This window comes from Clostridium mucosae, from assembly GCF_024622765.1.
GTDB lineage: Bacteria > Bacillota > Clostridia > Clostridiales > Clostridiaceae > Clostridium.
Window position 1 is genome coordinate 69,634 of sequence record NZ_JANKAF010000013.1, and the last position, 23,313, is coordinate 92,946.

The 23,313-nt window shown below is 33.1% G+C and carries 40 protein-coding genes; all 40 read right to left on the reverse strand.

The window, feature by feature from the left end:
• Positions 1 to 6: 6 nt before the first annotated feature.
• On the reverse strand, positions 7 to 1,623 hold the full coding sequence (locus tag NSA50_RS14025) for a Na/Pi cotransporter family protein (RefSeq protein ID WP_195264729.1): 1,617 nt from the start codon (positions 1,621 to 1,623) through the stop codon (positions 7 to 9).
• A gap of 593 nt (positions 1,624 to 2,216) precedes the next feature.
• Positions 2,217 to 2,609 (reverse strand): 30S ribosomal protein S9, encoded by a 393-nt coding sequence (gene rpsI / locus NSA50_RS14030; RefSeq protein ID WP_195264727.1) that lies wholly within the window; start codon positions 2,607 to 2,609, stop codon positions 2,217 to 2,219.
• 26 nt (positions 2,610 to 2,635) lie between these two features.
• Entirely contained in the window at positions 2,636 to 3,070 is a 435-nt protein-coding gene (gene rplM / locus NSA50_RS14035) for a 50S ribosomal protein L13 (RefSeq protein ID WP_008681152.1), read from the reverse strand.
• A gap of 208 nt (positions 3,071 to 3,278) precedes the next feature.
• Positions 3,279 to 4,013, reverse strand: a complete 735-nt coding sequence (truA, locus tag NSA50_RS14040; protein ID WP_195264724.1) for a tRNA pseudouridine(38-40) synthase TruA — start codon at positions 4,011 to 4,013, stop codon at positions 3,279 to 3,281.
• A 27-nt stretch (positions 4,014 to 4,040) separates the two neighbouring features.
• On the reverse strand, positions 4,041 to 4,844 hold the full coding sequence (locus NSA50_RS14045; protein WP_195264722.1) for an energy-coupling factor transporter transmembrane component T family protein: 804 nt from the start codon (positions 4,842 to 4,844) through the stop codon (positions 4,041 to 4,043).
• A gap of 11 nt (positions 4,845 to 4,855) precedes the next feature.
• Positions 4,856 to 5,716 (reverse strand): energy-coupling factor transporter ATPase, encoded by an 861-nt coding sequence (locus tag NSA50_RS14050; protein WP_257445954.1) that lies wholly within the window; start codon positions 5,714 to 5,716, stop codon positions 4,856 to 4,858.
• Positions 5,701 to 6,546, reverse strand: a complete 846-nt coding sequence (locus NSA50_RS14055) for an energy-coupling factor transporter ATPase (protein ID WP_257445957.1) — start codon at positions 6,544 to 6,546, stop codon at positions 5,701 to 5,703. Before NSA50_RS14055 ends, NSA50_RS14050 begins: the two co-directional genes overlap by 16 nt.
• Before the next feature lie 215 nt (positions 6,547 to 6,761).
• Complete coding sequence (gene rplQ / locus NSA50_RS14060) at positions 6,762 to 7,103, reverse strand: 50S ribosomal protein L17 (protein ID WP_008681157.1); 342 nt, start codon at positions 7,101 to 7,103, stop codon at positions 6,762 to 6,764.
• A 14-nt stretch (positions 7,104 to 7,117) separates the two neighbouring features.
• The gene (locus NSA50_RS14065) at positions 7,118 to 8,065 is read right to left on the reverse strand and encodes a DNA-directed RNA polymerase subunit alpha (RefSeq protein WP_097033900.1); all 948 of its coding nucleotides are present in this window, start codon (positions 8,063 to 8,065) and stop codon (positions 7,118 to 7,120) included.
• A gap of 102 nt (positions 8,066 to 8,167) precedes the next feature.
• Positions 8,168 to 8,788 carry a 30S ribosomal protein S4 gene (gene rpsD, locus NSA50_RS14070; protein WP_195264718.1) on the reverse strand — a complete coding sequence of 207 codons (621 nt, stop codon included), beginning with the start codon at positions 8,786 to 8,788 and terminating at the stop codon, positions 8,168 to 8,170.
• Between the two features lie 23 nt (positions 8,789 to 8,811).
• Positions 8,812 to 9,204 (reverse strand): 30S ribosomal protein S11, encoded by a 393-nt coding sequence (rpsK, locus tag NSA50_RS14075; RefSeq protein ID WP_008681161.1) that lies wholly within the window; start codon positions 9,202 to 9,204, stop codon positions 8,812 to 8,814.
• A gap of 15 nt (positions 9,205 to 9,219) precedes the next feature.
• A complete protein-coding gene (gene rpsM / locus NSA50_RS14080; RefSeq protein WP_016205878.1) occupies positions 9,220 to 9,585 on the reverse strand; it encodes a 30S ribosomal protein S13 in 366 nt (121 codons plus the stop codon).
• Positions 9,586 to 9,805: 220 nt separating this feature from the next.
• On the reverse strand, positions 9,806 to 9,919 hold the full coding sequence (rpmJ, locus tag NSA50_RS14085) for a 50S ribosomal protein L36 (protein ID WP_016205879.1): 114 nt from the start codon (positions 9,917 to 9,919) through the stop codon (positions 9,806 to 9,808).
• A 44-nt stretch (positions 9,920 to 9,963) separates the two neighbouring features.
• On the reverse strand, positions 9,964 to 10,182 hold the full coding sequence (gene infA, locus NSA50_RS14090; protein ID WP_066889870.1) for a translation initiation factor IF-1: 219 nt from the start codon (positions 10,180 to 10,182) through the stop codon (positions 9,964 to 9,966).
• A gap of 7 nt (positions 10,183 to 10,189) precedes the next feature.
• A complete protein-coding gene (locus tag NSA50_RS14095; RefSeq protein ID WP_195264707.1) occupies positions 10,190 to 10,501 on the reverse strand; it encodes a KOW domain-containing RNA-binding protein in 312 nt (103 codons plus the stop codon).
• A gap of 51 nt (positions 10,502 to 10,552) precedes the next feature.
• On the reverse strand, positions 10,553 to 11,302 hold the full coding sequence (map, locus tag NSA50_RS14100; RefSeq protein ID WP_195264706.1) for a type I methionyl aminopeptidase: 750 nt from the start codon (positions 11,300 to 11,302) through the stop codon (positions 10,553 to 10,555).
• Entirely contained in the window at positions 11,302 to 11,952 is a 651-nt protein-coding gene (locus NSA50_RS14105; RefSeq protein WP_257445999.1) for an adenylate kinase, read from the reverse strand. The genes map and NSA50_RS14105 overlap by 1 nt, the downstream gene beginning before the upstream one ends.
• Positions 11,953 to 11,974: 22 nt before the next feature.
• Positions 11,975 to 13,249 carry a preprotein translocase subunit SecY gene (gene secY, locus NSA50_RS14110; RefSeq protein ID WP_257446000.1) on the reverse strand — a complete coding sequence of 425 codons (1,275 nt, stop codon included), beginning with the start codon at positions 13,247 to 13,249 and terminating at the stop codon, positions 11,975 to 11,977.
• Between the two features lies 1 nt (position 13,250).
• Complete coding sequence (gene rplO / locus NSA50_RS14115; RefSeq protein WP_008681170.1) at positions 13,251 to 13,691, reverse strand: 50S ribosomal protein L15; 441 nt, start codon at positions 13,689 to 13,691, stop codon at positions 13,251 to 13,253.
• A gap of 21 nt (positions 13,692 to 13,712) precedes the next feature.
• Positions 13,713 to 13,892 (reverse strand): 50S ribosomal protein L30, encoded by a 180-nt coding sequence (gene rpmD, locus NSA50_RS14120; protein WP_008681171.1) that lies wholly within the window; start codon positions 13,890 to 13,892, stop codon positions 13,713 to 13,715.
• Between the two features lie 12 nt (positions 13,893 to 13,904).
• A complete protein-coding gene (gene rpsE, locus NSA50_RS14125; RefSeq protein WP_008681172.1) occupies positions 13,905 to 14,402 on the reverse strand; it encodes a 30S ribosomal protein S5 in 498 nt (165 codons plus the stop codon).
• 19 nt (positions 14,403 to 14,421) lie between these two features.
• Positions 14,422 to 14,784, reverse strand: a complete 363-nt coding sequence (gene rplR, locus NSA50_RS14130) for a 50S ribosomal protein L18 (protein WP_195264690.1) — start codon at positions 14,782 to 14,784, stop codon at positions 14,422 to 14,424.
• 20 nt (positions 14,785 to 14,804) lie between these two features.
• A complete protein-coding gene (gene rplF / locus NSA50_RS14135; protein WP_008681175.1) occupies positions 14,805 to 15,347 on the reverse strand; it encodes a 50S ribosomal protein L6 in 543 nt (180 codons plus the stop codon).
• Between the two features lie 63 nt (positions 15,348 to 15,410).
• Complete coding sequence (gene rpsH / locus NSA50_RS14140; protein ID WP_016205888.1) at positions 15,411 to 15,809, reverse strand: 30S ribosomal protein S8; 399 nt, start codon at positions 15,807 to 15,809, stop codon at positions 15,411 to 15,413.
• A 31-nt stretch (positions 15,810 to 15,840) separates the two neighbouring features.
• On the reverse strand, positions 15,841 to 16,026 hold the full coding sequence (locus NSA50_RS14145; protein WP_008681179.1) for a type Z 30S ribosomal protein S14: 186 nt from the start codon (positions 16,024 to 16,026) through the stop codon (positions 15,841 to 15,843).
• Between the two features lie 15 nt (positions 16,027 to 16,041).
• Positions 16,042 to 16,584, reverse strand: coding sequence for a 50S ribosomal protein L5 (gene rplE / locus NSA50_RS14150; RefSeq protein WP_008681180.1), 543 nt, complete (start codon positions 16,582 to 16,584; stop codon positions 16,042 to 16,044).
• 22 nt (positions 16,585 to 16,606) lie between these two features.
• On the reverse strand, positions 16,607 to 16,921 hold the full coding sequence (gene rplX, locus NSA50_RS14155; RefSeq protein WP_195264688.1) for a 50S ribosomal protein L24: 315 nt from the start codon (positions 16,919 to 16,921) through the stop codon (positions 16,607 to 16,609).
• Positions 16,922 to 16,938: 17 nt separating this feature from the next.
• Positions 16,939 to 17,307, reverse strand: a complete 369-nt coding sequence (rplN, locus tag NSA50_RS14160; protein WP_008681183.1) for a 50S ribosomal protein L14 — start codon at positions 17,305 to 17,307, stop codon at positions 16,939 to 16,941.
• A 28-nt stretch (positions 17,308 to 17,335) separates the two neighbouring features.
• The gene (rpsQ, locus tag NSA50_RS14165; protein ID WP_008681184.1) at positions 17,336 to 17,590 is read right to left on the reverse strand and encodes a 30S ribosomal protein S17; all 255 of its coding nucleotides are present in this window, start codon (positions 17,588 to 17,590) and stop codon (positions 17,336 to 17,338) included.
• Between the two features lie 22 nt (positions 17,591 to 17,612).
• Positions 17,613 to 17,825, reverse strand: coding sequence for a 50S ribosomal protein L29 (rpmC, locus tag NSA50_RS14170; RefSeq protein WP_008681185.1), 213 nt, complete (start codon positions 17,823 to 17,825; stop codon positions 17,613 to 17,615).
• A complete protein-coding gene (gene rplP, locus NSA50_RS14175; RefSeq protein WP_008681186.1) occupies positions 17,825 to 18,259 on the reverse strand; it encodes a 50S ribosomal protein L16 in 435 nt (144 codons plus the stop codon). Before rplP ends, rpmC begins: the two co-directional genes overlap by 1 nt.
• 17 nt (positions 18,260 to 18,276) lie before the next feature.
• Positions 18,277 to 18,945: a 30S ribosomal protein S3 gene (gene rpsC / locus NSA50_RS14180; RefSeq protein WP_195264686.1), complete on the reverse strand. Its 669-nt coding sequence runs from the start codon at positions 18,943 to 18,945 to the stop codon at positions 18,277 to 18,279.
• Between the two features lie 19 nt (positions 18,946 to 18,964).
• Positions 18,965 to 19,300 carry a 50S ribosomal protein L22 gene (gene rplV / locus NSA50_RS14185; RefSeq protein WP_008681188.1) on the reverse strand — a complete coding sequence of 112 codons (336 nt, stop codon included), beginning with the start codon at positions 19,298 to 19,300 and terminating at the stop codon, positions 18,965 to 18,967.
• 21 nt (positions 19,301 to 19,321) lie between these two features.
• Complete coding sequence (gene rpsS, locus NSA50_RS14190; RefSeq protein ID WP_136006846.1) at positions 19,322 to 19,606, reverse strand: 30S ribosomal protein S19; 285 nt, start codon at positions 19,604 to 19,606, stop codon at positions 19,322 to 19,324.
• A gap of 68 nt (positions 19,607 to 19,674) precedes the next feature.
• A complete protein-coding gene (gene rplB / locus NSA50_RS14195; RefSeq protein ID WP_195264684.1) occupies positions 19,675 to 20,508 on the reverse strand; it encodes a 50S ribosomal protein L2 in 834 nt (277 codons plus the stop codon).
• Positions 20,509 to 20,572: 64 nt separating this feature from the next.
• Positions 20,573 to 20,863 carry a 50S ribosomal protein L23 gene (rplW, locus tag NSA50_RS14200; protein ID WP_008681192.1) on the reverse strand — a complete coding sequence of 97 codons (291 nt, stop codon included), beginning with the start codon at positions 20,861 to 20,863 and terminating at the stop codon, positions 20,573 to 20,575.
• Positions 20,863 to 21,483: a 50S ribosomal protein L4 gene (rplD, locus tag NSA50_RS14205; RefSeq protein WP_195264682.1), complete on the reverse strand. Its 621-nt coding sequence runs from the start codon at positions 21,481 to 21,483 to the stop codon at positions 20,863 to 20,865. The genes rplW and rplD overlap by 1 nt, the downstream gene beginning before the upstream one ends.
• 24 nt (positions 21,484 to 21,507) lie before the next feature.
• Positions 21,508 to 22,137: a 50S ribosomal protein L3 gene (gene rplC / locus NSA50_RS14210; protein WP_195264680.1), complete on the reverse strand. Its 630-nt coding sequence runs from the start codon at positions 22,135 to 22,137 to the stop codon at positions 21,508 to 21,510.
• Between the two features lie 78 nt (positions 22,138 to 22,215).
• Positions 22,216 to 22,524: a 30S ribosomal protein S10 gene (gene rpsJ / locus NSA50_RS14215; RefSeq protein ID WP_257446012.1), complete on the reverse strand. Its 309-nt coding sequence runs from the start codon at positions 22,522 to 22,524 to the stop codon at positions 22,216 to 22,218.
• A 664-nt stretch (positions 22,525 to 23,188) separates the two neighbouring features.
• The coding region (locus NSA50_RS14220) for an EF-Tu C-terminal domain-related protein (RefSeq protein WP_458339759.1) at positions 23,189 to 23,313 on the reverse strand (125 nt) is incomplete at its 5' end.

A 23,313-nucleotide genomic window follows, 5' to 3' on the forward strand; every position in this document is an offset into this window, starting at 1 on the left:
ATATTTTTAGCTATTTTCTATAACACTTTCTGCTATGTTTGTTGAATGGTCTGAAATTCTTTCTAAATTACTTAATAAATCTAAGAATATAGCTCCTGCATATGCATTACAAGTTCCATCATAAAGTCTTTTTATATGAAGTTCTCTATATTTCTTTTGTAATCTATCAACTTCTGATTCTATGTCTTCAATACTTTTAGCCTTTTCTACATCCTTTTTTGCATAGCTATCTATAGCTACTTGTAAAGCCTCATTAGTTTTATTATACATATTATTTATTTGTTCTAATGCTTGATTACTATATTCAAGTTTTTTAGAAATTTTTTGTGATGTTAAATCTGCTATATTTTCAGCATGATCACCTATTCTTTCTATATCATTTATAACATGGAATGTTGCTGCTACTATACTTAGCTCTTTATCAGATAAGTCACATTTAGAAAGCTTAACTAAGTAATTTGTGATAGCTTCATTTAATGTATTTATAATAACTTCATTGTCATAAACTTTTTTAATTAGCTTTTCATCATTTTTTTCAAAAGCTTCTAATGCTAAAGCTAATCCTTTCTTAGCTTTCTTAGCCATTCTTAATGTTTCTTTAGCAACTTGTCCTGCTGCTATAACAGGAGTTTCTAATAATCTATCATCTATATACTTTGGTCCTGGTTTATCCTCTTCATCATCTCCTGGAATAATTCTATTTACAGTTTTAATCAATATGCCAGTTAAAGGTAGCATTATTGCAGTATTTACTATATTAAAGACTGTATGAGCATTAGCAATTTGTCTACTAACATCTTCTGGGCTTATAGTTGATACTACATCACCTAAAATACCACTAATTAACACCGGTATAAATATTAACGTACCGCCTAAATTAAATATTAAATGTAAAATTGCAGCTTTATGTGCAGTCTTATTTGTACCAACTGATGCAAGCATTGCAGTAATACATGTGCCTATATTACATCCAAATACTATAGGAAGAGCATCATATATATTAATTGCTCCTGCAGTTGCTAAAGCTACTAAAATTCCTGTAGTTGCTGATGAACTTTGTAGAATAGCTGTTATAACTGCTCCTGCTATAATTCCTAAATACCACTTATCTCCTACTGTTGATAAGATATTATTGAAAATAGGTGAAGCAGTTAAAGGTTTCATTGCAGCACTCATTTGCCCCATTCCAACAAATAGTATACCGAAACCTAATATTATGTTACCTATGTCTTTTCTCTTTTTACCCATAGCAAACATAACCATAAACGCCCCTACAAAAACAAATAATGGAGCAATCTGATCTAATTTAAATGCAACTAATTGTGCAGTAATTGTAGTACCTATATTGGCACCCATTATAATTCCTGCCGCTTGAGCTAAATTCATTAGCCCTGCGTTTACAAATCCAACTACCATTACAGTTGTAGCACTACTACTTTGTATTACTGCTGTAACTATTGCTCCCACTATAACAGCTATAATTGGATTTTTAGTTACTTTTTCAAGAATTGACTTTAATCCATCACCAGCAGCATTTTCTAAGCCGTCTCCCATTATTTTCATACCATAAATAAATAGACCTAGTCCGCCAAGTAACTGTATAATAACCTTTAATGATTCCAAAGTTATTCTCCTTTTCAACATTATTTTTACATTTTTAGTTTACAATATTTTTTTACATTTGTTAAGTAATTAAATATATTTTTAACATGATTTTAATATAGTAAAACTTACTTTATTTAGTTTTCATATTCTTAATTTGAACTTTTATGTTTTTAAGATATATTAGCTGCAGTTAATCTCTAGCTTATATTATCTATATTTCCAATTACCACTATGCTCTATAAGCCAATTAAGCTCTCCAAAGCACCTTTTTCTTTTCATTTTCTATAACAATAAACTGTAAAAATTCTTACTAACATTTCTCCTATTTGTATAAACCTTTAGCTACTTGCATCCTATATGAACAAACTTGGTTCTAACATCTTCTGTTAATTTTTCTTACATTTCTTTTGGAATAACAGTAAAAATGCATATATTCATTTCACTATCTTTTTCATATATAAAAAGAATCTCTTCTGATATTGTCTCATATAGTTTCTATCCCTATAATTCTCACTCTTTCTAGCTTCAAAAGTTTAACACTATTATAAATTAAAATAAAAAAAATAAATCCCACAACCATAAGGTTTGTGGGATTTGTGAAGTTCCATATATTATCTCTTTGAGAATTGTGGAGCTCTTCTTGCCTTTTTAAGACCGTATTTCTTTCTTTCTTTCATTCTTGGATCTCTAGTTACGAAACCTGCCTTCTTTAATTCTGGCTTTAAGTTTTCGTCAGCTTTTACTAAAGCTCTAGTTATTCCGTGTCTGATAGCTCCAGCTTGACCTGTGAATCCACCACCGTGAACGTTAACTAAAACGTCAAATCTATCCTTAGTTCCAGTTAAAACTAATGGTTGGTTAACTATCATTCTTAAAGTTTCTAAACCAAAATAGTTTTCTATTTCTCTATTATTTATAACTACTTTACCGTTTCCTGGTACAAGTCTAACTCTTGCGATTGATTTTTTTCTTCTTCCAGTACCCATGTATTGAACTTTTGCCATTTTTTATTCCTCCTCCCGAGCGCGTATTAGTACTTTAATTCAAGTACTTCTGGTTTTTGAGCATCATGTCCGTGCTCAGTACCTCTATATACTTTTAGCTTCTTAAGCATTTTTCTTCCTAAAACTCCTGTTGGAAGCATTCTTCTTACAGCTTCTTCGAAAGCGAATTCAGGCTTCTTTGCTAATACTTCTCTGTATGGAGTCTCTTTTAATCCACCTGGATATAAGCTGTGCTTTCTCATTAATTTTTGATCTAACTTCTTACCAGTTAAAACAACCTTTTCTGCATTGATTACGATAACGAAATCTCCACAGTCAACATTTGGTGTAAATGTTGGTTTATTTTTTCCTCTTAAAATTGATGCAACTTGGCTAGCAACTCTTCCTAGTGGCTTTCCAGCAGCGTCAACAACATACCATTTTCTTTCAACTTCTTGTGCTTTAGCAATGTATGATTTCATGTTTTTCCCTCCCTGAACTTACATTTGTGCTTTACTTATTAAGTACTGCTTTTATGTCAAGACCCGGGGCTAGTGGATCTTATATACATAAATTATTCTAACAAACAAACATACATTATTATAATACACGCTTACGGGCGTGTCAACTATTTTAAGTAATTATTTTAATTAATTATTTAAACTAATTATTTAAAATCATTGTTATATTCTAATAATAAACTTTTTCTAATACTAAGCCAGTTGCTGGGACACATATTCCGGCTTTTTTTCTATCTTTACTGTGTATTATATTTTGCACTTCTATTGGATCAATTTTATTAGATCCCACCATTATTAATGTTCCAACTATTATTCTTACCATATTATATAAAAAGCCATCACCAGTAACATAAATTTTTATTACGTCATTTTGTACATCTATATGTAAATCTGATATTGTTCTTACAGTTGTCTTTACCGAACTTCCACTACTCTTAAATGCCATAAAATCTTTAGTTCCTATAAAGTATTTACATGATTCTTTCATATCTCCTATATCTAATTTACGCTTTACATGATACACATAATCTTTTCCTATTGCAGAATTAACATCTCTATTTAATATAGAATAAGAATAAGTCTTCCCTTTTGCACTATATCTTGAATGAAAATCTTCTTCTACTTCCTCAGATTTTAAAATTACTATATCATTAGGTAATCTATAATTAATAGCTTCTCTAAATTTTTCTGATGGTATTTTACTATTGGTTTTAAAATTAGCTACAAATCCTCTTGCGTGAACTCCAGCATCTGTTCTTGAACTTCCGATAACCTCAACCGCTTCATTAGTTAAGAGGCTAATAGCCTCTTCTAATGTTTCTTGAATTGTTGCTCCTATCTTTTGCTTTTGCCATCCTAAATAATTTGTTCCATCATATTCTAAAGTTAGTTTAATATTTCTCATATTTTTAATCACCTTTGCACATATTACTTAAATAGCAAATCTAACCAGTAAACTTCCTACAAATAAAATAGAAAATACAGCAAATGCTATAGCATCTCTATTTGTAAATTTCAGCTGTTTCATTCTTGTTCTTCCATTGCCACCTCTATAAGCTCTAGCTTCCATTGCCATTGCAAGTTCATCAGCTCTTCTAAATGAACTAATAAATAGTGGTACTAATAATGGTATCAGACTTTTTGCCTTTTGAATTATTCCGCCAGTTTCAAAATCCGCTCCTCTTGCTTTTTGTGCCATCATTATTTTATCTGTTTCATCCATTAATGTTGGTATAAATCTTAATGCTATCGTCATCATCATTGCAAGTTCATGAGCTATTTCTTTACCAATTGGCCTTAATAGTCTTTCTATACCATCTGTTAGTTCGATTGGTGATGTTGTTAATGTCAGTACAGATGTACCCATTATTAAGAAGATAAGTCTTAATGCCATAAATGCAGCTGTTCTTAATCCTTCTTCATATACTTTCAAAAATCCTAGCTCAAATATTAGTGTATCTGCTGTTCCCTTAATCATAAAAATATTTAAAACCGCAGTAAATATTATAAGAAAAAATACAGGCTTTAATCCCTTATATAAATATCTAGGTGGCAATTTAGCAATATATACTGTTAATGCTAAAAACCCAACAATTAATATATATCCAATAAACTTATCTACGACAAATAAGGATATAATAAATAATATTGATAATAGTATCTTTGTTCTAGGATCTAACTTATGAACAAAAGTTTCACCTGGTATGTATTGACCTATAGTTATATCTTTTATCATTTTTGCTCCCCCTAGCTCTTAACTTCCTTTAATATTCTTAATAGCTCTTCTTTTCCTTGCTCTATAGTATAAACTTCATCTGAAACATTAAATCCTCTTCTTTTTAATTCTCGCATAAGGTAAGTTACTTGTGGAACTGCAAGACCTATATTTTCTAATGTTTCAACTTCCTTAAATACTTTAGCCGGTGCTCCTTCTAAAGCTACCGCTCCCTTACTCATAACTATTATTCTTTCAGCAAGCTTACCTACATCCTCCATGCTATGGCTAACTAATATTATAGTCATTTTATATTCATCATGTAATATCTTTATTTGATTTAGAATATCATCTCTACCTTTTGGATCTAAACCTGCTGTTGGCTCATCTAATATAAGGACTTTAGGTTCCATAGCAATTACACCTGCTATCGCTACTCTTCTCTTCTGCCCTCCACTTAAATCAAATGGAGACTTATTTCTATAAGTATCATAATCAAGCCCCACCATTTCCATAGACCTTTTTACTCTTTTTGTTATCTCTTCATCGGATAAACCTAGATTTCTTGGCCCAAATTCTATATCTTTTTCTATAGTTTCTTCAAATAATTGATATTCTGGATATTGGAATACTAACCCTACCTTTTTTCTAATATCAGTAAGCCTTACACCTTCCTTTGTAATGTCTTCCCCATCAACTATTATTCTTCCTGATGTGGGCTTAAGCAATCCATTCATATGTTGAATTAACGTTGATTTGCCCGATCCCGTATGACCAATAAGTGCAACAAATTCACCTTCATTTATCTCTATATTAACATTATTTAAAGCCACTTTTTCAAAAGGTGACTTTGGCATATATACATGTACTAAGTTCTCTATTTTAATTGACATAACGCATCCACCATTTCATCTACATTTAAAATATTTGTATCTATATTTATACCGTTATTCTTTAATTCATAACAAAGTTCAGTAACTTGAGGAACATCTAAACCGATGTCCTTCATTTGCTTTACATTAGAAAACACTTCTCTTGGTTTTCCCTCCAAAATTATCTTTCCATCATCCATAACAAGTACCCTATCTGCCTGTGCTGCTTCATCCATATAATGAGTTATAAGAACTATAGTAATCCCATATTTCTCGTTTATTTCTTTAATATTATTTAATACTTCTCTTCTTCCTGAAGGATCTAACATTGCAGTAGGCTCATCAAAAATTATGCATTCTGGCTTCATAGCTAAAATTCCAGCTATCGCAATTCTTTGCTTTTGTCCACCTGAAAGCAAATGAGGTGCATGTCTTCTATATTCATACATTCCAACTTTTTTTAAACTTTCATCTACTCTTTTTCTTATTTCTTCTGGAGGAACACCTAGATTTTCTGGCCCAAAAGCAACATCTTCTTCAACTATAGTTGCTACTAACTGGTTATCGGGATTTTGAAAAACCATTCCAGCCTTTGCTCTTATTTTCCATAAATTATTAGGATCCGATGTATCTAAACTATCTACAATTACATTGCCTTCAGAAGGCATAAGTAACGCATTCATATGCTTAGCTATAGTAGATTTCCCTGATCCATTATGACCTAAAACTACTAAGAATTCACCCTTTTCAACTTCAAAACTAACACCATTTACAGCGTATCTTTCCTCTTCTCCCTCATGTGCTCTATATTTAAAAGATACATCATTACATTTAATCATTGTTTCTTTCATATATAGCCCTCCTTTTATCGCTTAACTTATCGCTTAACTTATATCTTAAATATTATATAAAAACTTATTAGTGTATATACATTTAACATAAGAATATTATAATATACATTTGCTTAATTACAATTACTTTATAATAAATTTATAAGATCTTATATAATATTTAAATTTGAATATGTAAAAATGGGGACTAAGTTATTAACTTAATCCCCTGTATATTATACTAATTCAAGTATAACAACTTCTGCTCCGTCCCCTCTTCTTGGACCTTTTTTGTACATTCTAGTGTATCCACCATTTCTTTCTGCGTACTTTGGAGCAACATTGTCAAATAGGTTTTGAACTACTTCTTCTTCATTTACAAAAGCTAAAACTTGTCTTCTAGCGTGAAGGTCACCTCTTTTTGCTAAAGTGATCATCTTTTCAGCTAATTTTCTTGTTTCTTTTGCTCTTGTTTCAGTTGTTTCTATTTTACCATGCTTTAAAAAGCTTGTAACAAGGCTTCTTAGCATAGCTCTTCTTTGGTCAGTAGGACGACCTAATTTACGATAACCTGCCATGTGGATTTACCTCCTTACTCATCGTTTAGTCTTAATCCTAAGCCTAATTCCTTAAGCTTTCTTTCGACTTCCTCTAAAGATTTCTTTCCTAGATTTCTTACCTTCATCATATCATCCATTGATTTTCCAGCAAGTTCTTGAACTGTATTTATTCCAGCTCTCTTTAAACAGTTATATGATCTAACTGATAAATCTAGCTCTTCTACAGTCATTTCTAGTACTTTCTCTTTTTTATCTTCTTCTTTTTCTATCATAATCTCTACATCATTAGTACTATCTCCTAATGACATAAATAATTTGAAATGTTCTATAAGTATTTTTGCTGATAAGCTTATAGCTTCATCAATCTTTATAGTTCCATTAGTCCAGATTTCTAAAGTTAATTTATCGTAGTCAGTAATTTGACCAACTCTTGTATTTTCAACAGTAAAATTAACTCTTTTTACTGGTGTATAAATTGAGTCAACAGCTATAGCTGATAATGGAAGGTCTTCACTCTTATTTTTATTTTGAGTAACATATCCTCTTCCTCTATTAACTGTAATCTCCATATATAACTTTGCATTATCATCTAATGTAGCAATATGAAGATCCTTGCTTACAACTTCAACATCTCCATCAGTTTTAATATCTGCACCTGTAACTACTCCTGGTCCTTGAGCATCTATATATATTGTCTTTGGACCTTCACCATTCATAATTAATGCTAAAGATTTAATGTTTAATATTATTTCTGTAACATCTTCTTTAACACCTTGTACAGTTGAAAATTCATGTAGTACTCCATCTATCTTTACTGAAGTTGGAGCTGCACCTGGAAGTGATGATAAAAGTATTCTTCTTAAAGCATTTCCAAGAGTTATACCATATCCTCTTTCCAATGGTTCAACTACATATTTACCATAAGTACCATTTTCATTTGCTTCTATACATTCTATTATTGGCTTTTCGATTTCTAACATGCACAAACCCTCCTTATATTTTAAATGGCAACATTATTCTGAGGGCAACTGCTTATATATTTGTATTGTAAGAAAAATCTTAACAATACAAATACTAAACTATTACTTGCTGTATAACTCAACGATAAGAGTTTCATTAACTGGAACGTCAATATCTTCTCTTGATGGCTCAGCAACTATTTTACCTGAATAATTTTCAACATTTGCTTCTAACCACTTTGGTAATGTCTTTGGATTTTCAATAAATGTCTTGAATTTTTCAGTTCCTCTGCTCTTTTCTGTTACTAATATTTCATCGTTAACAGAAACCTTGTATGAAGGAATGTCAACTTTCTTACCATTTACTAAGAAATGTCCATGATTAACTAATTGTCTAGCTTCAGCTCTTGAAGCACCATAACCTAGTCTGTAAACAACGTTATCTAATCTCATTTCTAATAACTTAAGTAAGTTTTCACCAGTGATACCCTTCATATGATCAGCCTTTTCATAGTAAGCTCTGAATTGGCTTTCTAATACTCCGTATATTCTTCTAGCTTTTTGCTTTTCTCTTAATTGTACGCCATAGTTAGATAGTTTTTTCTTAGCTGCTCCATGTTGTCCTGGTGCATAACTTCTTCTAACAAAAGCACATTTATCTGTATAACATCTATCCCCTTTAAGGAATAATTTCATACCTTCTCTTCTACATAATCTACATGTAGCTCCAGTATATCTTGCCATTAATTACACCTCCTATATGAATACTAGACTCTTCTTCTCTTTGGTGGTCTACATCCGTTGTGTGGGATTGGAGTAACGTCTTTAATTAAAGTTACTTCTAATCCTGCCGCTTGTAAAGATCTTATAGCTGCTTCTCTTCCAGCTCCTGGTCCCTTTACATATACTTCTATACTCTTTAATCCGTGTTCCATAGCTGCTTTAGCTGCTGTTTCTGCTGCCATTTGAGCTGCGAATGGAGTACTCTTTCTTGATCCTCTGAAGCCTAAAGCTCCTGCGCTTGACCATGATAGAGCATTTCCTGCCGCATCAGTTAAAGTAACTATTGAGTTATTGAAAGTTGATTTGATGTGTGCAGCACCATGCTCAACGTTCTTTCTTTCTTTTCTTCTTCTAGTCTTTTTAACTTTTTGAGCCATCGAATTCCCTCCTCACTACTTCTTCTTATTTGCGATAGTTTTCTTTGGACCTTTTCTAGTTCTTGCGTTAGTCTTAGTCTTTTGACCTCTAACTGGAAGACCTTTTCTATGTCTTATTCCTCTGTAACATCCAATTTCTACTAATCTTTTAATGTTTAAAGCAACTTCTCTTCTTAAGTCACCTTCAATTGTTAAAGTCTTTACGTATTCTCTAATTTTTGTTACTTCTTCTTCTGTAAGATCCTTAACTCTTGTGTCAGGATTAACTCCTGTTTCTGCTAAAATCTTATGTGAAGTAGAAAGTCCTATACCGTATATATATGTTAGACCTATTTCAACTCTTTTTTCTCTTGGTAGGTCTACGCCTGAAATTCTTGCCATTAAAACTTACACCTCCTGATATTGAAATGCATACAACTTTAATTATATGTGTGTATTTTATATATAAAATCCTAGGTCAGTAGAGCATATCTCTACTGTCAGCCGCACCTAAAATTTATCCGCTTAATTAAATGCCTATATAATCATATTTGACTTTAAGTGAAAAGTCAATAAATTTTACATAGTAAAATAATACTTTTTTGCCTATACTTTGATTGTATTAGCCTTGTTTTTGCTTGTGCTTAGGATTTTCACAGATAACCATTACTTTTCCTTTTCTTCTTATAATCTTGCACTTTTCGCAAATAGGCTTAACTGATGGTCTTACTTTCATCGCTAACCCTCCTTGTAATACTTCGTGGTAGTCTTTTGCTACCTTTATTTAGCTCTCCATGTAATTCTACCTCTTGTTAAATCGTATGGAGAAAGTTCTATTGTAACCTTATCTCCTGGTAGAATTCTTATGAAGTTCATTCTTAATTTTCCTGATATATGTGCTAGAATCTTGTGACCACTCTCTAGTTCAACTTGGAACATAGCATTTGGTAGTGCTTCTAGTACTGTACCTTGCATTTCTATTACATCATCTTTTGACATAAGGTAATCAACCCTCCTTAACAATGCCTTTAAGTTTTAGAAATCTTTTTATTTTTAAATCAGTACCTCTATCTTTTGATATGATAGATGCTTTAATCTCATCATCTACATCCTCTAAAACATTTATATGTTTTAAATTCTTTTTTTTAGGCATCTGAACTGTTTTAGTGCTCCCATTACTAAGAATTACATAATTATCACTTAAATGACCTATTATCACATATAAATGATTTTTATCTCTTCCTGTTTTTGAAAGAACCATTTTCCCAATTAAGTCATTGTTTTGCAAACTTTTCACCTCGATGATTACCTTAGCCATAAATCTACAAGCCACCTTTTGGTATCATGCGAATTTATAACTAAGCAACACTTATTTAATCAGTGTTAATATTTCGGGTCCATCTGGTAAAATTACAATAGTATTTTCGTAGTGTGCAGATAGACTTCCATCACTAGTTACTACAGTCCAGTCATCATTTAATGTTTTTACTTTATAGCTTCCTGAATTAACCATAGGTTCAATGGCTAAAGCCATTCCTTGAACCAACTTTGGACCTCTACCGGGTTTACCAAAGTTAGGTACATCTGGATCTTCGTGTACAACTCTACCTATACCGTGTCCTACGAAATCTCTTACTACAGCGAAACCTGAAGCTTCTATGTAGCTTTGTATTCCATGTGATATATCAGTAAGTCTGTTGCCAACCTTAGCATATTCTATGCCTTTAAAGAAACTTTGTTCAGTTACTTTAATTAACTTATTAGCTTCTTCACTAACATTTCCTACTGCAAATGTTCTTGCAGCATCTCCGTGAAAGCCATTAAGATAAGCACCACAGTCTACACTAACTATATCTCCATCTTTTAATACATAACCTCCTGGGATCCCATGAACTACTTGCTCGTTAACAGATATACATAGTGAAGCTGGAAATCCATACAGCCCTTTAAATGAAGGCTTTGCTCCATGCTTAGTTATAAATTCTTCTGCTATCCTGTCTATTTCAGCAGTAGTTATTCCTGGTCTTACTTTTTCTTCAACTAGTAGTAGTGTTTCTGCTACTATTTTACCTGCTGATCTCATTAGATCAATCTCTTTGTTGTTTTTAATGATTATCATTATTCAACACTCCCTAAGATATTACAGATACCTTCGAATACTTCATTAATAGCTTTTGTTCCATCTACAATTGAAAGTAAGTTTCTTTCTTTATAAAAATCAATCAGTGGTTGTGTCTGTCTCTCATACACATCAAGTCTTTCAGATACAGTTTCTTCTGTATCATCTTTTCTTTGGATTATATCACTTCCACAAACATCGCATTTTCCTACAATAGCTGGTGGATTAAATTTTATATGATAGCTAGCTCCACATGATGGACAAACTCTTCTACCTGTCATTCTTTCTAATATAAATCCAGTAGGTACTTCAATTAGTAAAGCAGTATCAAGATTTTCATTTCTTTCTAAAAGAAATTCTTGAAGTGCTTCTGCTTGATTGACTGTTCTTGGGAAACCATCTAATAAGTAACCATTTTTACAGTCATCTTGTTGCAGTCTATCTTTTACCATATTAATAGTAACTTCATCTGGTACTAACTGTCCTTTATCGATGTGCTTCTTAGCTTCTACCCCTAATAGAGTGTTTTCAGAAATATTCTTTCTAAAAATATCCCCAGTAGAAATATGTGGTATTGAGTATCTATTACTAATTGATTTTGCCTGTGTTCCCTTTCCTGCTCCAGGAGGACCTAATAATACTATCTTCACGGGCATCATCTCCATTATTAATCTATTTTAAGAATCCTTGATAATGTCTCATTACTAATTGTGAGTCTAATTGTCTTGAAAAATCAAGTCCAACTCCAACCATAATTAATAATGATGTACCACCAAATTGAATTCCTTGTAATTGCGTATTTGAAATTAATATTGGTAGTATTGCTAGTAAAGCAGCGAATACTCCTCCAACTAATGATACTTTAGTAAGTACTTTTTCAAAATACTTTTCAGTTGCATCTCCCGGTCTAATTCCTGGTACAAATCCTGCTGACTTATGCAGATTTTCTGCCATTTCATCAGGCTTAAATGTAATTTGTGTATAGAACCAAGTGAAGAAAATAGTTAATAATGAATAAGCTACTGGATACATCCATGTTTTTTCATTAAAAATACTATACTTACTTGTAACCACACTTTGTACCCAAGTTGTATTCGGGAAAAATTCTGCAATTGTTTTAGGGAACATCATAACTGACATAGCAAAGATTATTGCTATAACAGCTGATCCAATTATACTTAAAGGTATGTGAGTGCTTTGCCCTCTCATAACTTTATTTCCAACAGCTTTACCAGCATATTGGACTGGAATTCTTCTTTCTGCTAATGAGAAGAATATTACTACTCCTAATAATGCAATTGCAAAAACTACAAATAGTAAAATTTCAATTATATCAATTTTCCCTTGATCCTTTAATGTAAATAATGACATTAAAGTTATAGGTAACTGAGATACTATATTCACGAATATTAATATGGATATACCATTTCCAAAACCTTTAGCTGTGATTTGATCACCTAACCACATACAGAATGTTGATCCTGCAACTAATGCTACTAATACAACAACCATTCCAGTCCATTGCATTCCAACTGCTGCACCTTTTGCTGCAACCATGCTATATGTTCCAAAAGCAAGAACAAATCCTATAACTATTGATAATATTCTTGTTATCTTTTGTATCTTCTTTCTGCCTTCTTCACCCTCTTTAGAAAGTTGCTCTAAAGATGGTATTGCTATAGTCAATAATTGAACTATTATTGAGGCATTAATATATGGTGTTACACTTAAAGCAAATATACTAAATTGTCTAAACGCTCCACCAGATAACAAATCATAAAAACCAAATATAGTTCCACTGCTAGCTAAATCTTTTAAAACATTTGTGCTAATTCCAGGAACAGGAATATGCGTTCCTATCCTGAAAATTGCAACTAAAAATATAGTCCATATAAATCTCTTTCTTAATTCGGGAACCTTCCAGGCATTACGTAGGGTTGATAGCATACTAAATCACCTCAACTTTTCCTCCAGCTGCTTCTATCTTTTCAGCCGCTGATTTTGAGAACTTACATCCTTTAACAGTTAGGCTCTTCTCTAATGTTCCGTTTCCTAAAATCTTAACTCCATCTTTTACTTTGTTGATAACTCTTCTTTCAAGTAAAACTTCTGGTGTTATTTCTGTTCCATTTTCAAATATATTTAATCTGTCAACATTAATGCTAACATATTGCTTAGCAAATATATTTGTGAATCCTCTCTTAGGAAGTCTTCTGTATAATGGCATTTGACCGCCTTCAAATCCTGGTCTTACGCCACCGCCTGATCTAGCATTTTGGCCTTTTTCACCTTTTCCGGCATTTCTACCTAAACCTGAACCAGTACCTCTACCAACTCTCTTTGGAGCTTTCTTACTTCCTGCTGCTGGTTTTAATTCATGAAGTTTCATTACTCAATGCACCTCCTCTTATTAAACTTCTTCTACTTTTAGTAGATAGTCAACTTTGTTGATCATTCCTCTGATTTGAGGAGTTTCTTCATGTTCTACTGTCTTACCGATCTTTTTAAGTCCAAGGGCATGTGCAGTAGCAATATGGTCTTTCTTTCTTCCAATTAAACTCTTTACTAGAGTAACTTTAATTTTTGCCATTGCTTTTCCCTCCTAACCTAAAATTTCTTCTACAGTTTTGCCTCTTAATTTAGCTATATCTTCAGCTGTTCTTAAGCTTGCTAAACCGTTAATTGTAGCATTCACCATGTTTTTAGGATTGTTTGAACCTAATGACTTAGCTCTAACATCCTTTAATCCTGCTAATTCTAATACAGATCTTGCTGGACCTCCAGCGATAACTCCTGTACCTTCTTTAGCTGGCATTATAAGAACCTTACCAGTTCCGAATTTTCCATATATTTGATGAGGAACAGTTGTTCCAACTATTGCAACACTTACTAAATGTTTCTTAGCGTCTTCTATTCCTTTTTTAATTGCTTCTGGGATTTCTATTGACTTACCCATTCCAACGCCTACGTGTCCGTTTTCGTCACCTACAACTACTAAAGCGCTGAATCTGAAGTTTCTACCACCCTTAACAACCTTAGTTACTCTGTTTATGTTAACAACCTTTTCCTTAAGGTCTAGTGTGCTAGGATCGATTCTCATGTATTTCCCTCCTTGTTTATTAGAATTTTAAGCCTGCTTCTCTTGCAGCTTCAGCTAAAGTTTGAACTCTTCCGTGATATACGTATCCACCTCTATCGAATACAACTTCTGAAATTCCCTTTTCTAAAGCTTTCTTAGCTACTAATTCACCAACCATTTTAGCTGCTTCTTTGTTGCCACCTGATTTTGCATCGAATGCTTTATCTAAGCTTGAAGCTGAAACTAAAGTTACTGAATTTACATCATCTATAATTTGAGCATATATGTTTTTTTCACTTCTATATACTGAAAGTCTTGGTCTTTCAGGAGTACCAGAAATTTTCTTACGTACTCTTAGGTGACGTCTTTCTCTACTAGCTTTTCTGTCTACCTTTTTGAACATAAAGATTTCACTCCTTTCTATTATTTCTTACCAGTTTTACCTTCTTTACGTCTGATTACTTCGTTATCATATTTAATTCCTTTACCCTTATATGGTTCAGGTTTTCTCCATGATCTTATATCAGCCGCAGCTGCTCCAACCTTTTCCTTATCGATACCCTTAACAACAACTTTAGTTGCAGCTGGAGTTTCGAAAGTTACACCTTCGATTGGTTCTATTTCAACTGGATGTGAATATCCTAAGTTCATTACAAGCTTTTTACCTTGTAATTGAGCTCTGTAACCAACACCAATTAGTTCTAAGCTCTTTTCAAATCCTTTTTCAACTCCGATTATCATGTTATTGATTAACGCTCTAGTTAAACCATGAAGAGCTCTGTGCTCTTTTTGATCGCTAGGTCTAGTTACAACAACTTGGTTGTTTTCAACTGCTATATTCATGTCTTTATTCATAGCTTTAACAAGTTCGCCCTTTGGACCCTTAACTGAAACAACGTTATCTGCTGAAACAGCTACAGTTACGCCTGCAGGTATAGCTATAGGTAATCTACCTACTCTTGACATAATCGCACCTCCTGTTTTACTTGTTCTGATATATGTTAATCTAGTTACTTTCTACTTTGGAAATTACCAAACGTAGCAAACTACTTCTCCGCCTAATCCAGCTTTTCTTGCTTCTCTATCAACTAATAAACCTGATGAAGTTGATATTATAGCAATTCCTAGTCCGCTTAGTACCTTTGGAATTTCATCTTTCTTGCAGTAAACTCTTAGTCCTGGTTTAGATATTCTCTTTATACCAGTTATAACTCTTTCTTTATCTGCGCCATATTTAAGAGATATTCTTAACATTGGAACAACACCATCGTTATATTCCTCTAATTCTTTAATATATCCCTCTTGTAATAATATATTTGCAACAGCCTTCTTCATATTTGATGAAGGAACTTCTACTACTTCATGTCTTACAGCATTTGCATTTCTAATACGTGTTAGCAAATCTGCGATAGGATCTGTCATAACCATTTAATGTGCCTCCTTTCACTACATCAGTTTCTTACCAACTTGCTTTCTTACAACCAGGGATTTGACCCTTATAAGCAAGTTCTCTAAAACATATACGGCAAATACCGAACTTCTTTAATACTGAATGTGGTCTTCCACATATTCTGCATCTTGTATAAGCTCTTGTTTTATATTTAGGTTCTTTTTTCCACTTTTCAATAATAGCCTTACGTGCCACGGTTTTCCCTCCTTATTATTGAGCAAATGGCATACCAAGGAATCTTAATAATTCTCTTGCTTCTTCGTCAGTGTTAGCTGTTGTTACGAAGATAATATCCATTCCTCTAACCTTATCGATTTTATCGTATTCAATTTCTGGGAATATTAATTGCTCTTTTACTCCTAGTGAGTAGTTTCCTCTACCATCAAAAGCTTTGCTTGAAACTCCTCTGAAATCTCTAACTCTTGGAAGAGCAATAGCCATTAATTTATCAGCAAATTCATACATCTTTGCCTTTCTTAATGTAACCTTACATCCTAAAGCCATGTTTTCTCTTATCTTGAAGTTAGCAACTGATTTCTTTGCTCTAGTTAAGATTGGCTTTTGACCTGCAATTATGCTTAAATCATTAACTGCAGCTTCTAATATTTTTTGATTGTCCTTAGCTTCTCCAACTCCCATGTTGATAACTATTTTTTCAAGCTTTGGAACTTCCATTATATTTTTATATCCGAACTTTTCAATCATAGCTGGAATTACTTCTTTTTGATACTTCTCTTGAAGTCTTGTTGTCATAATTAGTACCTCCTTTCAGATTCTAGAATGTTTCTCCACACTTCTTACAAGCTCTAACCTTAGTACCGTCCTCTAAGATTTTGTTGCTAATTCTTGTAGCATTTTTGCATTTTGTGCAGTATAACATAACTTTTGAGCTGTATATAGCTCCTTCTCTTTCAATTATTCCGCCTTGAGCATTAGCTCTAGTTGGCTTTTGGTGCTTTTTAACTATATTAACTCCTTGAACAATAACTTTGCCTGTTTTAGGATATACTTTTAAAACTTCACCAGTTTTTCCTTTATCTTTACCTGAAACAACTACAACTGTGTCGTTCTTTCTAACATGTACCTTCAAATGAGACACCTCCTCTATTATAGAACTTCAGGTGCTAATGATAAAATCTTGTTAAATTCGTTATCTCTTAGCTCCCTAGCAACTGGTCCGAAGATACGAGTTCCTCTTGGTTGCTTATCATCCTTTATAATAACAGCTGCATTTTCATCAAACTTAATGTATGAACCATCAGCTCTTCTTAATCCTCTAACTGATCTAACTATAACAGCTTTTACAACGTCTCCTTTTTTAACAACTCCGCCTGGTGTTGCACTTTTAACGCTAGCAACTATTACATCTCCAATGTTACCGAACTTTCTCTTTGATCCGCCTAAAACTCTTATGCACATTATTTCCTTTGCACCTGAGTTATCTGCTACCTTTAGTAAGGTTTGTTGTTGTATCATTGAATTACCCTCCTTTCAGTCTTAAAGCCTATTTAGCTTTTTCAACTATTTCAACAAGTCTCCATCTCTTATCTTTAGATAATGGTCTAGTTTCCATAATTAAAACTCTATCATTCATTTTAGCTTCATTGTTTTCATCATGAGCTTTAAACTTAGTTGTTCTATTAACTGTCTTACCATATAATGGGTGTCTAACCTTAGTTTCAACAGCAACAACTATTGTCTTATCCATTTTATCTGAAACAACTCTACCTATTTTTTTCTTTCTTAATCCTCTTTCCATTAAGAGTTACCTCCTTTCAGATTTACTGCTCGAAAGCCCTGATCTCTTCTTCTCTTATGATGGTTTTGATTTGGGCTATAGATTTTTTTACTTCTCTTATTCTCATAGGATTTTCTAATTGACCTGTAGCTAATTGGAATCTTAAGTTGAATAACTCAGCCTTAAGGTCATTTAATTTAACCTTTAAATCTTGAGGATTATTTGCTCTTAATTCTTTTAATTCTCTAGCCTTCATTATTCTTCACCACCCATTTCCTCAAAATCTCTTCTTGTAACGAATTTACACTTTACAGGAAGCTTGTGTGATGCAAGTCTCATAGCTTCTCTTGCAACTTCTTCATTAACTCCTGATAGTTCGAATAAAACTCTACCAGGTTTAACTACTGCTACCCAATATTCTGGTGAACCTTTACCTGAACCCATTCTTGTTTCAGCTGGTTTCTCAGTTACTGGCTTATCTGGGAAAATCTTTATCCAAAGTTTTCCTCCTCTTCTGATATATCTGTTTATAGCAATTCTGGCAGATTCTATTTGATTACTAGTTATCCAACCACAAGTTGTAGCTTGAATACCAAAATCTCCGTATGCAAGGAAATTACCTCTTGTAGCTTTTCCTTTCATTCTACCACGTTGTACCTTACGATGCTTAACTCTCTTAGGCATTAACATGACTAATTCCTCCTTTCTTATGCGTTAACTTCTTCCTTCTTTTCAACTTTTTTAGTTGGAAGAACTTCTCCATTATAAACCCAAACTTTCACACCGATCTTTCCATAAGTTGTATCAGCTTCAGCAAATCCATAATCGATATCTGCTCTTAAAGTTTGTAGTGGAATTGTTCCTTCATGATATTGTTCAGTTCTAGCTATTTCAGCTCCACCTAATCTACCTGAGCAAGCTGTCTTAACACCTTTAGCTCCAAGTTTCATAGCTCTTTGGATGCTTTGTTTCATAGCTCTTCTAAATGATACTCTTTTTTCTAATTGTGCAGCTATATTTTCTGCCATTAATTGAGCATCTGCTTCAGCATTTTTAACTTCAACTATATTTATTAATAAGTTTTTGTTATCAGTTACTTTAGCTAATTTAGCTTTTAAAGCTTCTATTCCTGCTCCACCTTTTCCGATTATAACACCTGGTTTAGCAGTATATATATTTAACTTAACTCTCTTAGCAGCTCTTTCAATTTCAATCTTTGAAATACCAGCTGAGAAAAGTTCTTTCTTTACGAATTCTCTGATCTTGTTATCTTCTATTAGATTGTCTGCAAAGTTCTTCTTTGAAGCATACCACTTAGCATCCCAATCTTTGATAACTCCTACTCTAAGTCCGTGAGGATGTACTTTTTGACCCACTTGATTTCCCTCCTTCTTTCTAAGCTCTTTCTTTAACTACAAGTGTTATATTACTTGTTCTCTTGTTAATTCTAAATGCTTTTCCGTGATCCATTGGTCTAAATCTCTTTAATGTTGGACCTGCACCAACGAATGCTTCTGCTACATATAATCTTTCTACGTCCATTTCATGATTATTTTCTGCATTAGCAACAGCTGATTTTAAAACTTTATTTATAACAACAGCTGCATCTTTTGGAGTATATTGTAAAATAGCGAAAGCCTCTTGAATATTTTTTCCTCTTATTAAATCAAGAACTACTCCTACTTTTGTTGGAGACATTCTAACATATTTAGCTATAGCTCTAGCTTCCATTTATGTTCCTCCTTTCCGGGATTACTTTCTTTTTCTTGCTGCTTTTTCGTCATAATCGTGTCCTCTGTAAGTTCTTGTTAATGCGAACTCACCAAGCTTGTGTCCAACCATGTCTTCGCTAACGAAAACTGGAACATGCTTTCTTCCATCGTGAACAGCAATTGTATGACCAATCATTTGTGGGAATATTGTTGAACTTCTTGACCAAGTTTTAACAACCTTCTTATCTCCACTAGCATTCATTTCTTCAATTTTCTTTAAAAGTCCTTCATGTACAAAAGGCCCCTTTTTTGTTGATCTACTCACTATAATTTGCCTCCCTTCATAATCTATAGGCTGACAAGCCATGAAGAGAAATTTAGATTCTCTTCATACTACTTATCGTTTCTTCTCTTTATTATGAATCTGTCAGAATACTTCTTATTCTTTCTTGTCTTGTATCCAAGTGCTGGTTTACCCCATGGAGTAACTGGACTTGGTCTACCGATTGGTGATCTACCTTCACCACCACCGTGAGGGTGATCATTAGGGTTCATTACAGAACCTCTAACTGTAGGTCTCCATCCCATGTGTCTCTTTCTACCTGCTTTACCGATATTGATTATATCGTTAGTAGTATTTGATACAGTTCCGATTGTAGCTCTACATTCGATTCTTACATATCTCATTTCGCCTGAAGGTAATCTTAATGTTGCATAGTTTCCTTCTTTAGCCATTAATTGTGCTGTAGTACCAGCTGATCTTACCATTTGAGCACCCTTACCAACTTGTAACTCAACGTTGTGAACGAAAGTACCTACTGGTATGTTCTTTAATGGAAGAGCATTACCTGCTTTAATATCAGCGTCTGGTCCTGAAACTATAACATCTCCAACTTTTAATCCAACTGGAGCAATTATATATCTCTTTTCACCATCAGCATATACAACTAATGCAATGTATGCTGTTCTGTTTGGATCGTATTCTATTGTTGCAACCTTTGCAGGAACACCATCCTTATTTCTCTTGAAATCTATTATTCTATATTTTCTCTTAGCTCCACCACCGTGGTGTCTAACAGTTATTTTACCTTGAGCATTTCTACCACCAGTTTTGTTTAAAGAAACAAGAAGTGATTTTTCAGGTGTACTTGTTGTAATTTCTTCAAAAGTAGCCATTGTCATTTCTCTTCTTGATGGGGTAGTTGGTCTAAACTTTTTAACTGCCATGTAAATTCCCTCCTTACTTTAAGCTTCTCTGGTACTTATGTACCAATAATACGCTTTATTTGCGTTATTGCATTCCTTCAAAGAATTCTATATTCTTGCTGTCTGCTGTTAAAGTGATAACAGCCTTCTTGAAGTCTGCTCTCTTTCCTACATGTACGCCCATTCTCTTTGTTTTTCCCATAGTTCTTATTGTTTGAACTTTTTCAACCTTAACGCCGAAGATTTCTTCTACAGCTTTCTTGATTTGAACCTTGTTTGCATTAATTTGAACTATGAAAGTGTACTTTTTGTCTGCCATAGCAGTCATACTCTTTTCAGTGATAACAGGCTTTCTTATTATATCATAGCTTGTCATTATGCGTACACCTCCTCGATTTTTGATACAGCATCCTTAGTTATGATTAATTTCTCAAACTTTAATAAATCATAAACATTGATGTTGTTAACTGGCATGATTTGTACATCAGCAATATTTCTAGCTGATTTGTAAAGTACTTCATTTGATTCTCCAGTTACTATTAAAGTTTTCTTTGCATCAAATGCTTTTAAAACTTCAACCATTTTCTTAGTCTTTGGAGCTTCGAATGCTAATGTTTCTAACACTACCATTTGTCCGTCTTGAACCTTGCTAGTTAATGCAGATTTCATAGCTACTCTTCTCATGCTCTTTGGTACTGACATTCTATAGTCTCTTGGTTTTGGTGCGAATACTATACCACCTTTGATCCATTGTGGAGCTCTAATAGAACCTTGTCTTGCTCTACCAGTTCCCTTTTGTCTCCAAGGCTTGATTCCGCCTCCTCTAACCTCAGCTCTTGTCTTAGCTGATTGAGTTCCTTGTCTCTTGTTTGCTAATAAAGCAACAACAACTTGATGCATAGCATCAGTGTTAACTTCAACTCCGAACACATTATCATTTAATTGGATATCTCCAACTTGTTTTCCTTCTTGATTAAATAATCCTACTGTAGGCATCCTGTTTCCTCCTTTCTACAGAAATTAAGCTTTAACTGCGTTTCTTATTACTACTGTACCTTTGTTAGGTCCTGGGATACCACCCTTGATTAGTATTAAGTTCTTTTCAGCTATAACCTTAACTACTTCTAAGTTTAATACTGTTGTGTTAACAGCTCCCATATGTCCTGGCATATTCTTGTTCTTGAAAGTTCTTGATGGATCTGATGAAGCACCCATTGAACCTACTGCTCTGTGGAACTTAGAACCGTGACTCATTGGTCCTCTGTTAGCATTCCATCTCTTGATAACACCTTGGAATCCCTTACCTTTAGAAACTCCAGATACATCAATTTTATCTCCAGCTTCAAATAAATCAGCCTTTATTTCTTGACCAACTTCATAAGCTGAACAATCTTCTAATCTGAACTCTTTTAATTTTCTCTTTAATGAAACTCCTGCTTTAGCATAGTGTCCCTTCTTTGGCTTGTTAACTAACTTTTCTCTAACATCTCCAAAACCTACTTGTATTGCTTCATAACCATCTTTTTCGATAGTTTTCTTTTGAACAACAACACATGGGCCAGCTTCTACTACTGTTACAGGAACTACTTTTCCGTTTGCATCGAAAATTTGAGTCATTCCTATTTTCTTTCCTAATATAGCTTTTTTCATGTATTTACACCTCCTAAACGTATTAGCGGATTGTTTAACAATCATAACCGTTCAAACTGTTTATTTAATAAGTATTAACTATAGCTTTATTTCGATATCCACACCTGCTGGTAAGTTTAATCTCATTAATTCATCAACAGTCTTTGGTGATGGATTAACTATATCGATTAATCTCTTGTGTGTTCTGATTTCGAATTGCTCTCTTGAATCTTTGTATTTGTGAACAGCTCTTAATATAGTAACAACATCTTTTTCAGTTGGTAGTGGTACTGGACCTGCAACCTTAGCTCCTGTTGATTTTGCTGTTTCAACAATTTTTTCAGCTGATTGATCTAATATATTGTGATCAAAAGCCTTTAATCTGATTCTTATTTTTTGTTTTGACATCTTGGTTTCCCTCCTTTTCATGTACGCTTTACTTCTAACGCACAACAGCGGATGTTCTATAAACTGTTCCACGTGTTTCATACTTAATCACATGGCTTTACAAAACCCCTGTCGTTGGATTCTAGATCCTAACATACTCATCAAGAATTAACCCGGAAGTCCGGCAACCTCCTGACTCATCGCTGTTTGCTATACAACTTCTTTATTATACTATGTTTACATAGCCTTTTCAAGAGTTTTTTGGCCTTTTTTGATAAATTTTAAAGTATATTTAAGTGCTATCTTTAAAATATGATCTCTTTCGTAAATATATTTTATATTTGTTTTTACATTTTATCAACACATTTTTTCTTGTAATTTTTGGCGAACATTTTTCCTTATTATAATTCTTAACTAATTACAATATATTAATCATTTACAAGGAAATTTAAGTATATTCCTTGCTAATTGTTACTATATTAGTTTTCGTTATATTAATTTATTAAATATTAATTTATTAAATATTAAAGATATCAACTATAACTAGATACTTCATTTATTACTTCATATTGAGTATTTTTTTATTATATTTTTCTTTACATAATAAAAAGAGAGCAAGGGCGTCCCCTTGCTCTCTGAATGTGATCACAGTTTTATTTTAATTTATATTATCTTATAGAAATTATTACTCGATTATGCTAGTAACAACTCCTGAACCTACAGTTCTTCCACCTTCTCTGATAGCGAATCTTAATCCTTCATCCATTGCTACTTGAGTGATTAATTCAACGTTCATGTCAATGTGGTCTC

What these genes read in the sequence shown, in the direction of transcription:
- rpsI (WP_195264727.1), bottom strand. Translation starts at nt 2,609, where the DNA reads ATGGCAAAAGTTCAATACATGGGTACTGGAAGAAGAAAAAAATCAATC.
- rplM (WP_008681152.1), bottom strand. Translation starts at nt 3,070, where the DNA reads ATGAAATCATACATTGCTAAAGCACAAGAAGTTGAAAGAAAATGGTAT.
- truA (WP_195264724.1), bottom strand. Translation starts at nt 4,013, where the DNA reads ATGAGAAATATTAAACTAACTTTAGAATATGATGGAACAAATTATTTA.
- NSA50_RS14045 (WP_195264722.1), bottom strand. Translation starts at nt 4,844, where the DNA reads ATGATAAAAGATATAACTATAGGTCAATACATACCAGGTGAAACTTTT.
- NSA50_RS14050 (WP_257445954.1), bottom strand. Translation starts at nt 5,716, where the DNA reads ATGTCAATTAAAATAGAGAACTTAGTACATGTATATATGCCAAAGTCA.
- NSA50_RS14055 (WP_257445957.1), bottom strand. Translation starts at nt 6,546, where the DNA reads ATGAAAGAAACAATGATTAAATGTAATGATGTATCTTTTAAATATAGA.
- rplQ (WP_008681157.1), bottom strand. Translation starts at nt 7,103, where the DNA reads ATGGCAGGTTATCGTAAATTAGGTCGTCCTACTGACCAAAGAAGAGCT.
- NSA50_RS14065 (WP_097033900.1), bottom strand. Translation starts at nt 8,065, where the DNA reads ATGTTAGAAATCGAAAAGCCAATAATAGAATGTATAGAAGCAAATGAA.
- rpsD (WP_195264718.1), bottom strand. Translation starts at nt 8,788, where the DNA reads ATGGCAAGATATACTGGAGCTACATGTAGATTATGTAGAAGAGAAGGT.
- rpsK (WP_008681161.1), bottom strand. Translation starts at nt 9,204, where the DNA reads ATGGCTCAAAAAGTTAAAAAGACTAGAAGAAGAAAAGAAAGAAAGAAC.
- rpsM (WP_016205878.1), bottom strand. Translation starts at nt 9,585, where the DNA reads ATGGCAAGAATTTCAGGCGTAGACCTACCAAGAGAAAAAAGAGTTGAA.
- rpmJ (WP_016205879.1), bottom strand. Translation starts at nt 9,919, where the DNA reads ATGAAAGTAAGACCATCAGTTAAGCCTATTTGCGAAAAGTGCAAGATT.
- infA (WP_066889870.1), bottom strand. Translation starts at nt 10,182, where the DNA reads ATGTCAAAAGATGATGTAATAGAAATGCAAGGTACAGTACTAGAAGCA.
- NSA50_RS14095 (WP_195264707.1), bottom strand. Translation starts at nt 10,501, where the DNA reads ATGGCTAAGGTAATCATCGAGGTGAAAAGTTTGCAAAACAATGACTTA.
- map (WP_195264706.1), bottom strand. Translation starts at nt 11,302, where the DNA reads ATGATAATCATTAAAAACAACAAAGAGATTGATCTAATGAGATCAGCA.
- secY (WP_257446000.1), bottom strand. Translation starts at nt 13,249, where the DNA reads ATGCTATCAACCCTACGTAATGCCTGGAAGGTTCCCGAATTAAGAAAG.
- rplO (WP_008681170.1), bottom strand. Translation starts at nt 13,691, where the DNA reads ATGAAACTTCATGAATTAAAACCAGCAGCAGGAAGTAAGAAAGCTCCA.
- rpmD (WP_008681171.1), bottom strand. Translation starts at nt 13,892, where the DNA reads ATGGCAAAAATTAAAGTTACTCTAGTAAAGAGTTTAATTGGAAGAAAG.
- rpsE (WP_008681172.1), bottom strand. Translation starts at nt 14,402, where the DNA reads ATGAGAATCGATCCTAGCACACTAGACCTTAAGGAAAAGGTTGTTAAC.
- rplR (WP_195264690.1), bottom strand. Translation starts at nt 14,784, where the DNA reads ATGTTCAAAAAGGTAGACAGAAAAGCTAGTAGAGAAAGACGTCACCTA.
- rplF (WP_008681175.1), bottom strand. Translation starts at nt 15,347, where the DNA reads ATGTCAAGAGTAGGTAGATTACCTATAGCTATACCTGCAGGCGTAACT.
- rpsH (WP_016205888.1), bottom strand. Translation starts at nt 15,809, where the DNA reads ATGGTTATGACAGATCCTATCGCAGATTTGCTAACACGTATTAGAAAT.
- rplE (WP_008681180.1), bottom strand. Translation starts at nt 16,584, where the DNA reads ATGACAACAAGACTTCAAGAGAAGTATCAAAAAGAAGTAATTCCAGCT.
- rplN (WP_008681183.1), bottom strand. Translation starts at nt 17,307, where the DNA reads ATGATACAACAACAAACCTTACTAAAGGTAGCAGATAACTCAGGTGCA.
- rpsQ (WP_008681184.1), bottom strand. Translation starts at nt 17,590, where the DNA reads ATGGAAAGAGGATTAAGAAAGAAAAAAATAGGTAGAGTTGTTTCAGAT.
- rpmC (WP_008681185.1), bottom strand. Translation starts at nt 17,825, where the DNA reads ATGAAGGCTAGAGAATTAAAAGAATTAAGAGCAAATAATCCTCAAGAT.
- rplP (WP_008681186.1), bottom strand. Translation starts at nt 18,259, where the DNA reads ATGTTAATGCCTAAGAGAGTTAAGCATCGTAAGGTACAACGTGGTAGA.
- rplV (WP_008681188.1), bottom strand. Translation starts at nt 19,300, where the DNA reads ATGGAAGCTAGAGCTATAGCTAAATATGTTAGAATGTCTCCAACAAAA.
- rplB (WP_195264684.1), bottom strand. Translation starts at nt 20,508, where the DNA reads ATGGCAGTTAAAAAGTTTAGACCAACTACCCCATCAAGAAGAGAAATG.
- rplW (WP_008681192.1), bottom strand. Translation starts at nt 20,863, where the DNA reads ATGACAAGCTATGATATAATAAGAAAGCCTGTTATCACTGAAAAGAGT.
- rplD (WP_195264682.1), bottom strand. Translation starts at nt 21,483, where the DNA reads ATGCCTACAGTAGGATTATTTAATCAAGAAGGAAAACAAGTTGGAGAT.
- rplC (WP_195264680.1), bottom strand. Translation starts at nt 22,137, where the DNA reads ATGAAAAAAGCTATATTAGGAAAGAAAATAGGAATGACTCAAATTTTC.
- rpsJ (WP_257446012.1), bottom strand. Translation starts at nt 22,524, where the DNA reads ATGTCAAAACAAAAAATAAGAATCAGATTAAAGGCTTTTGATCACAAT.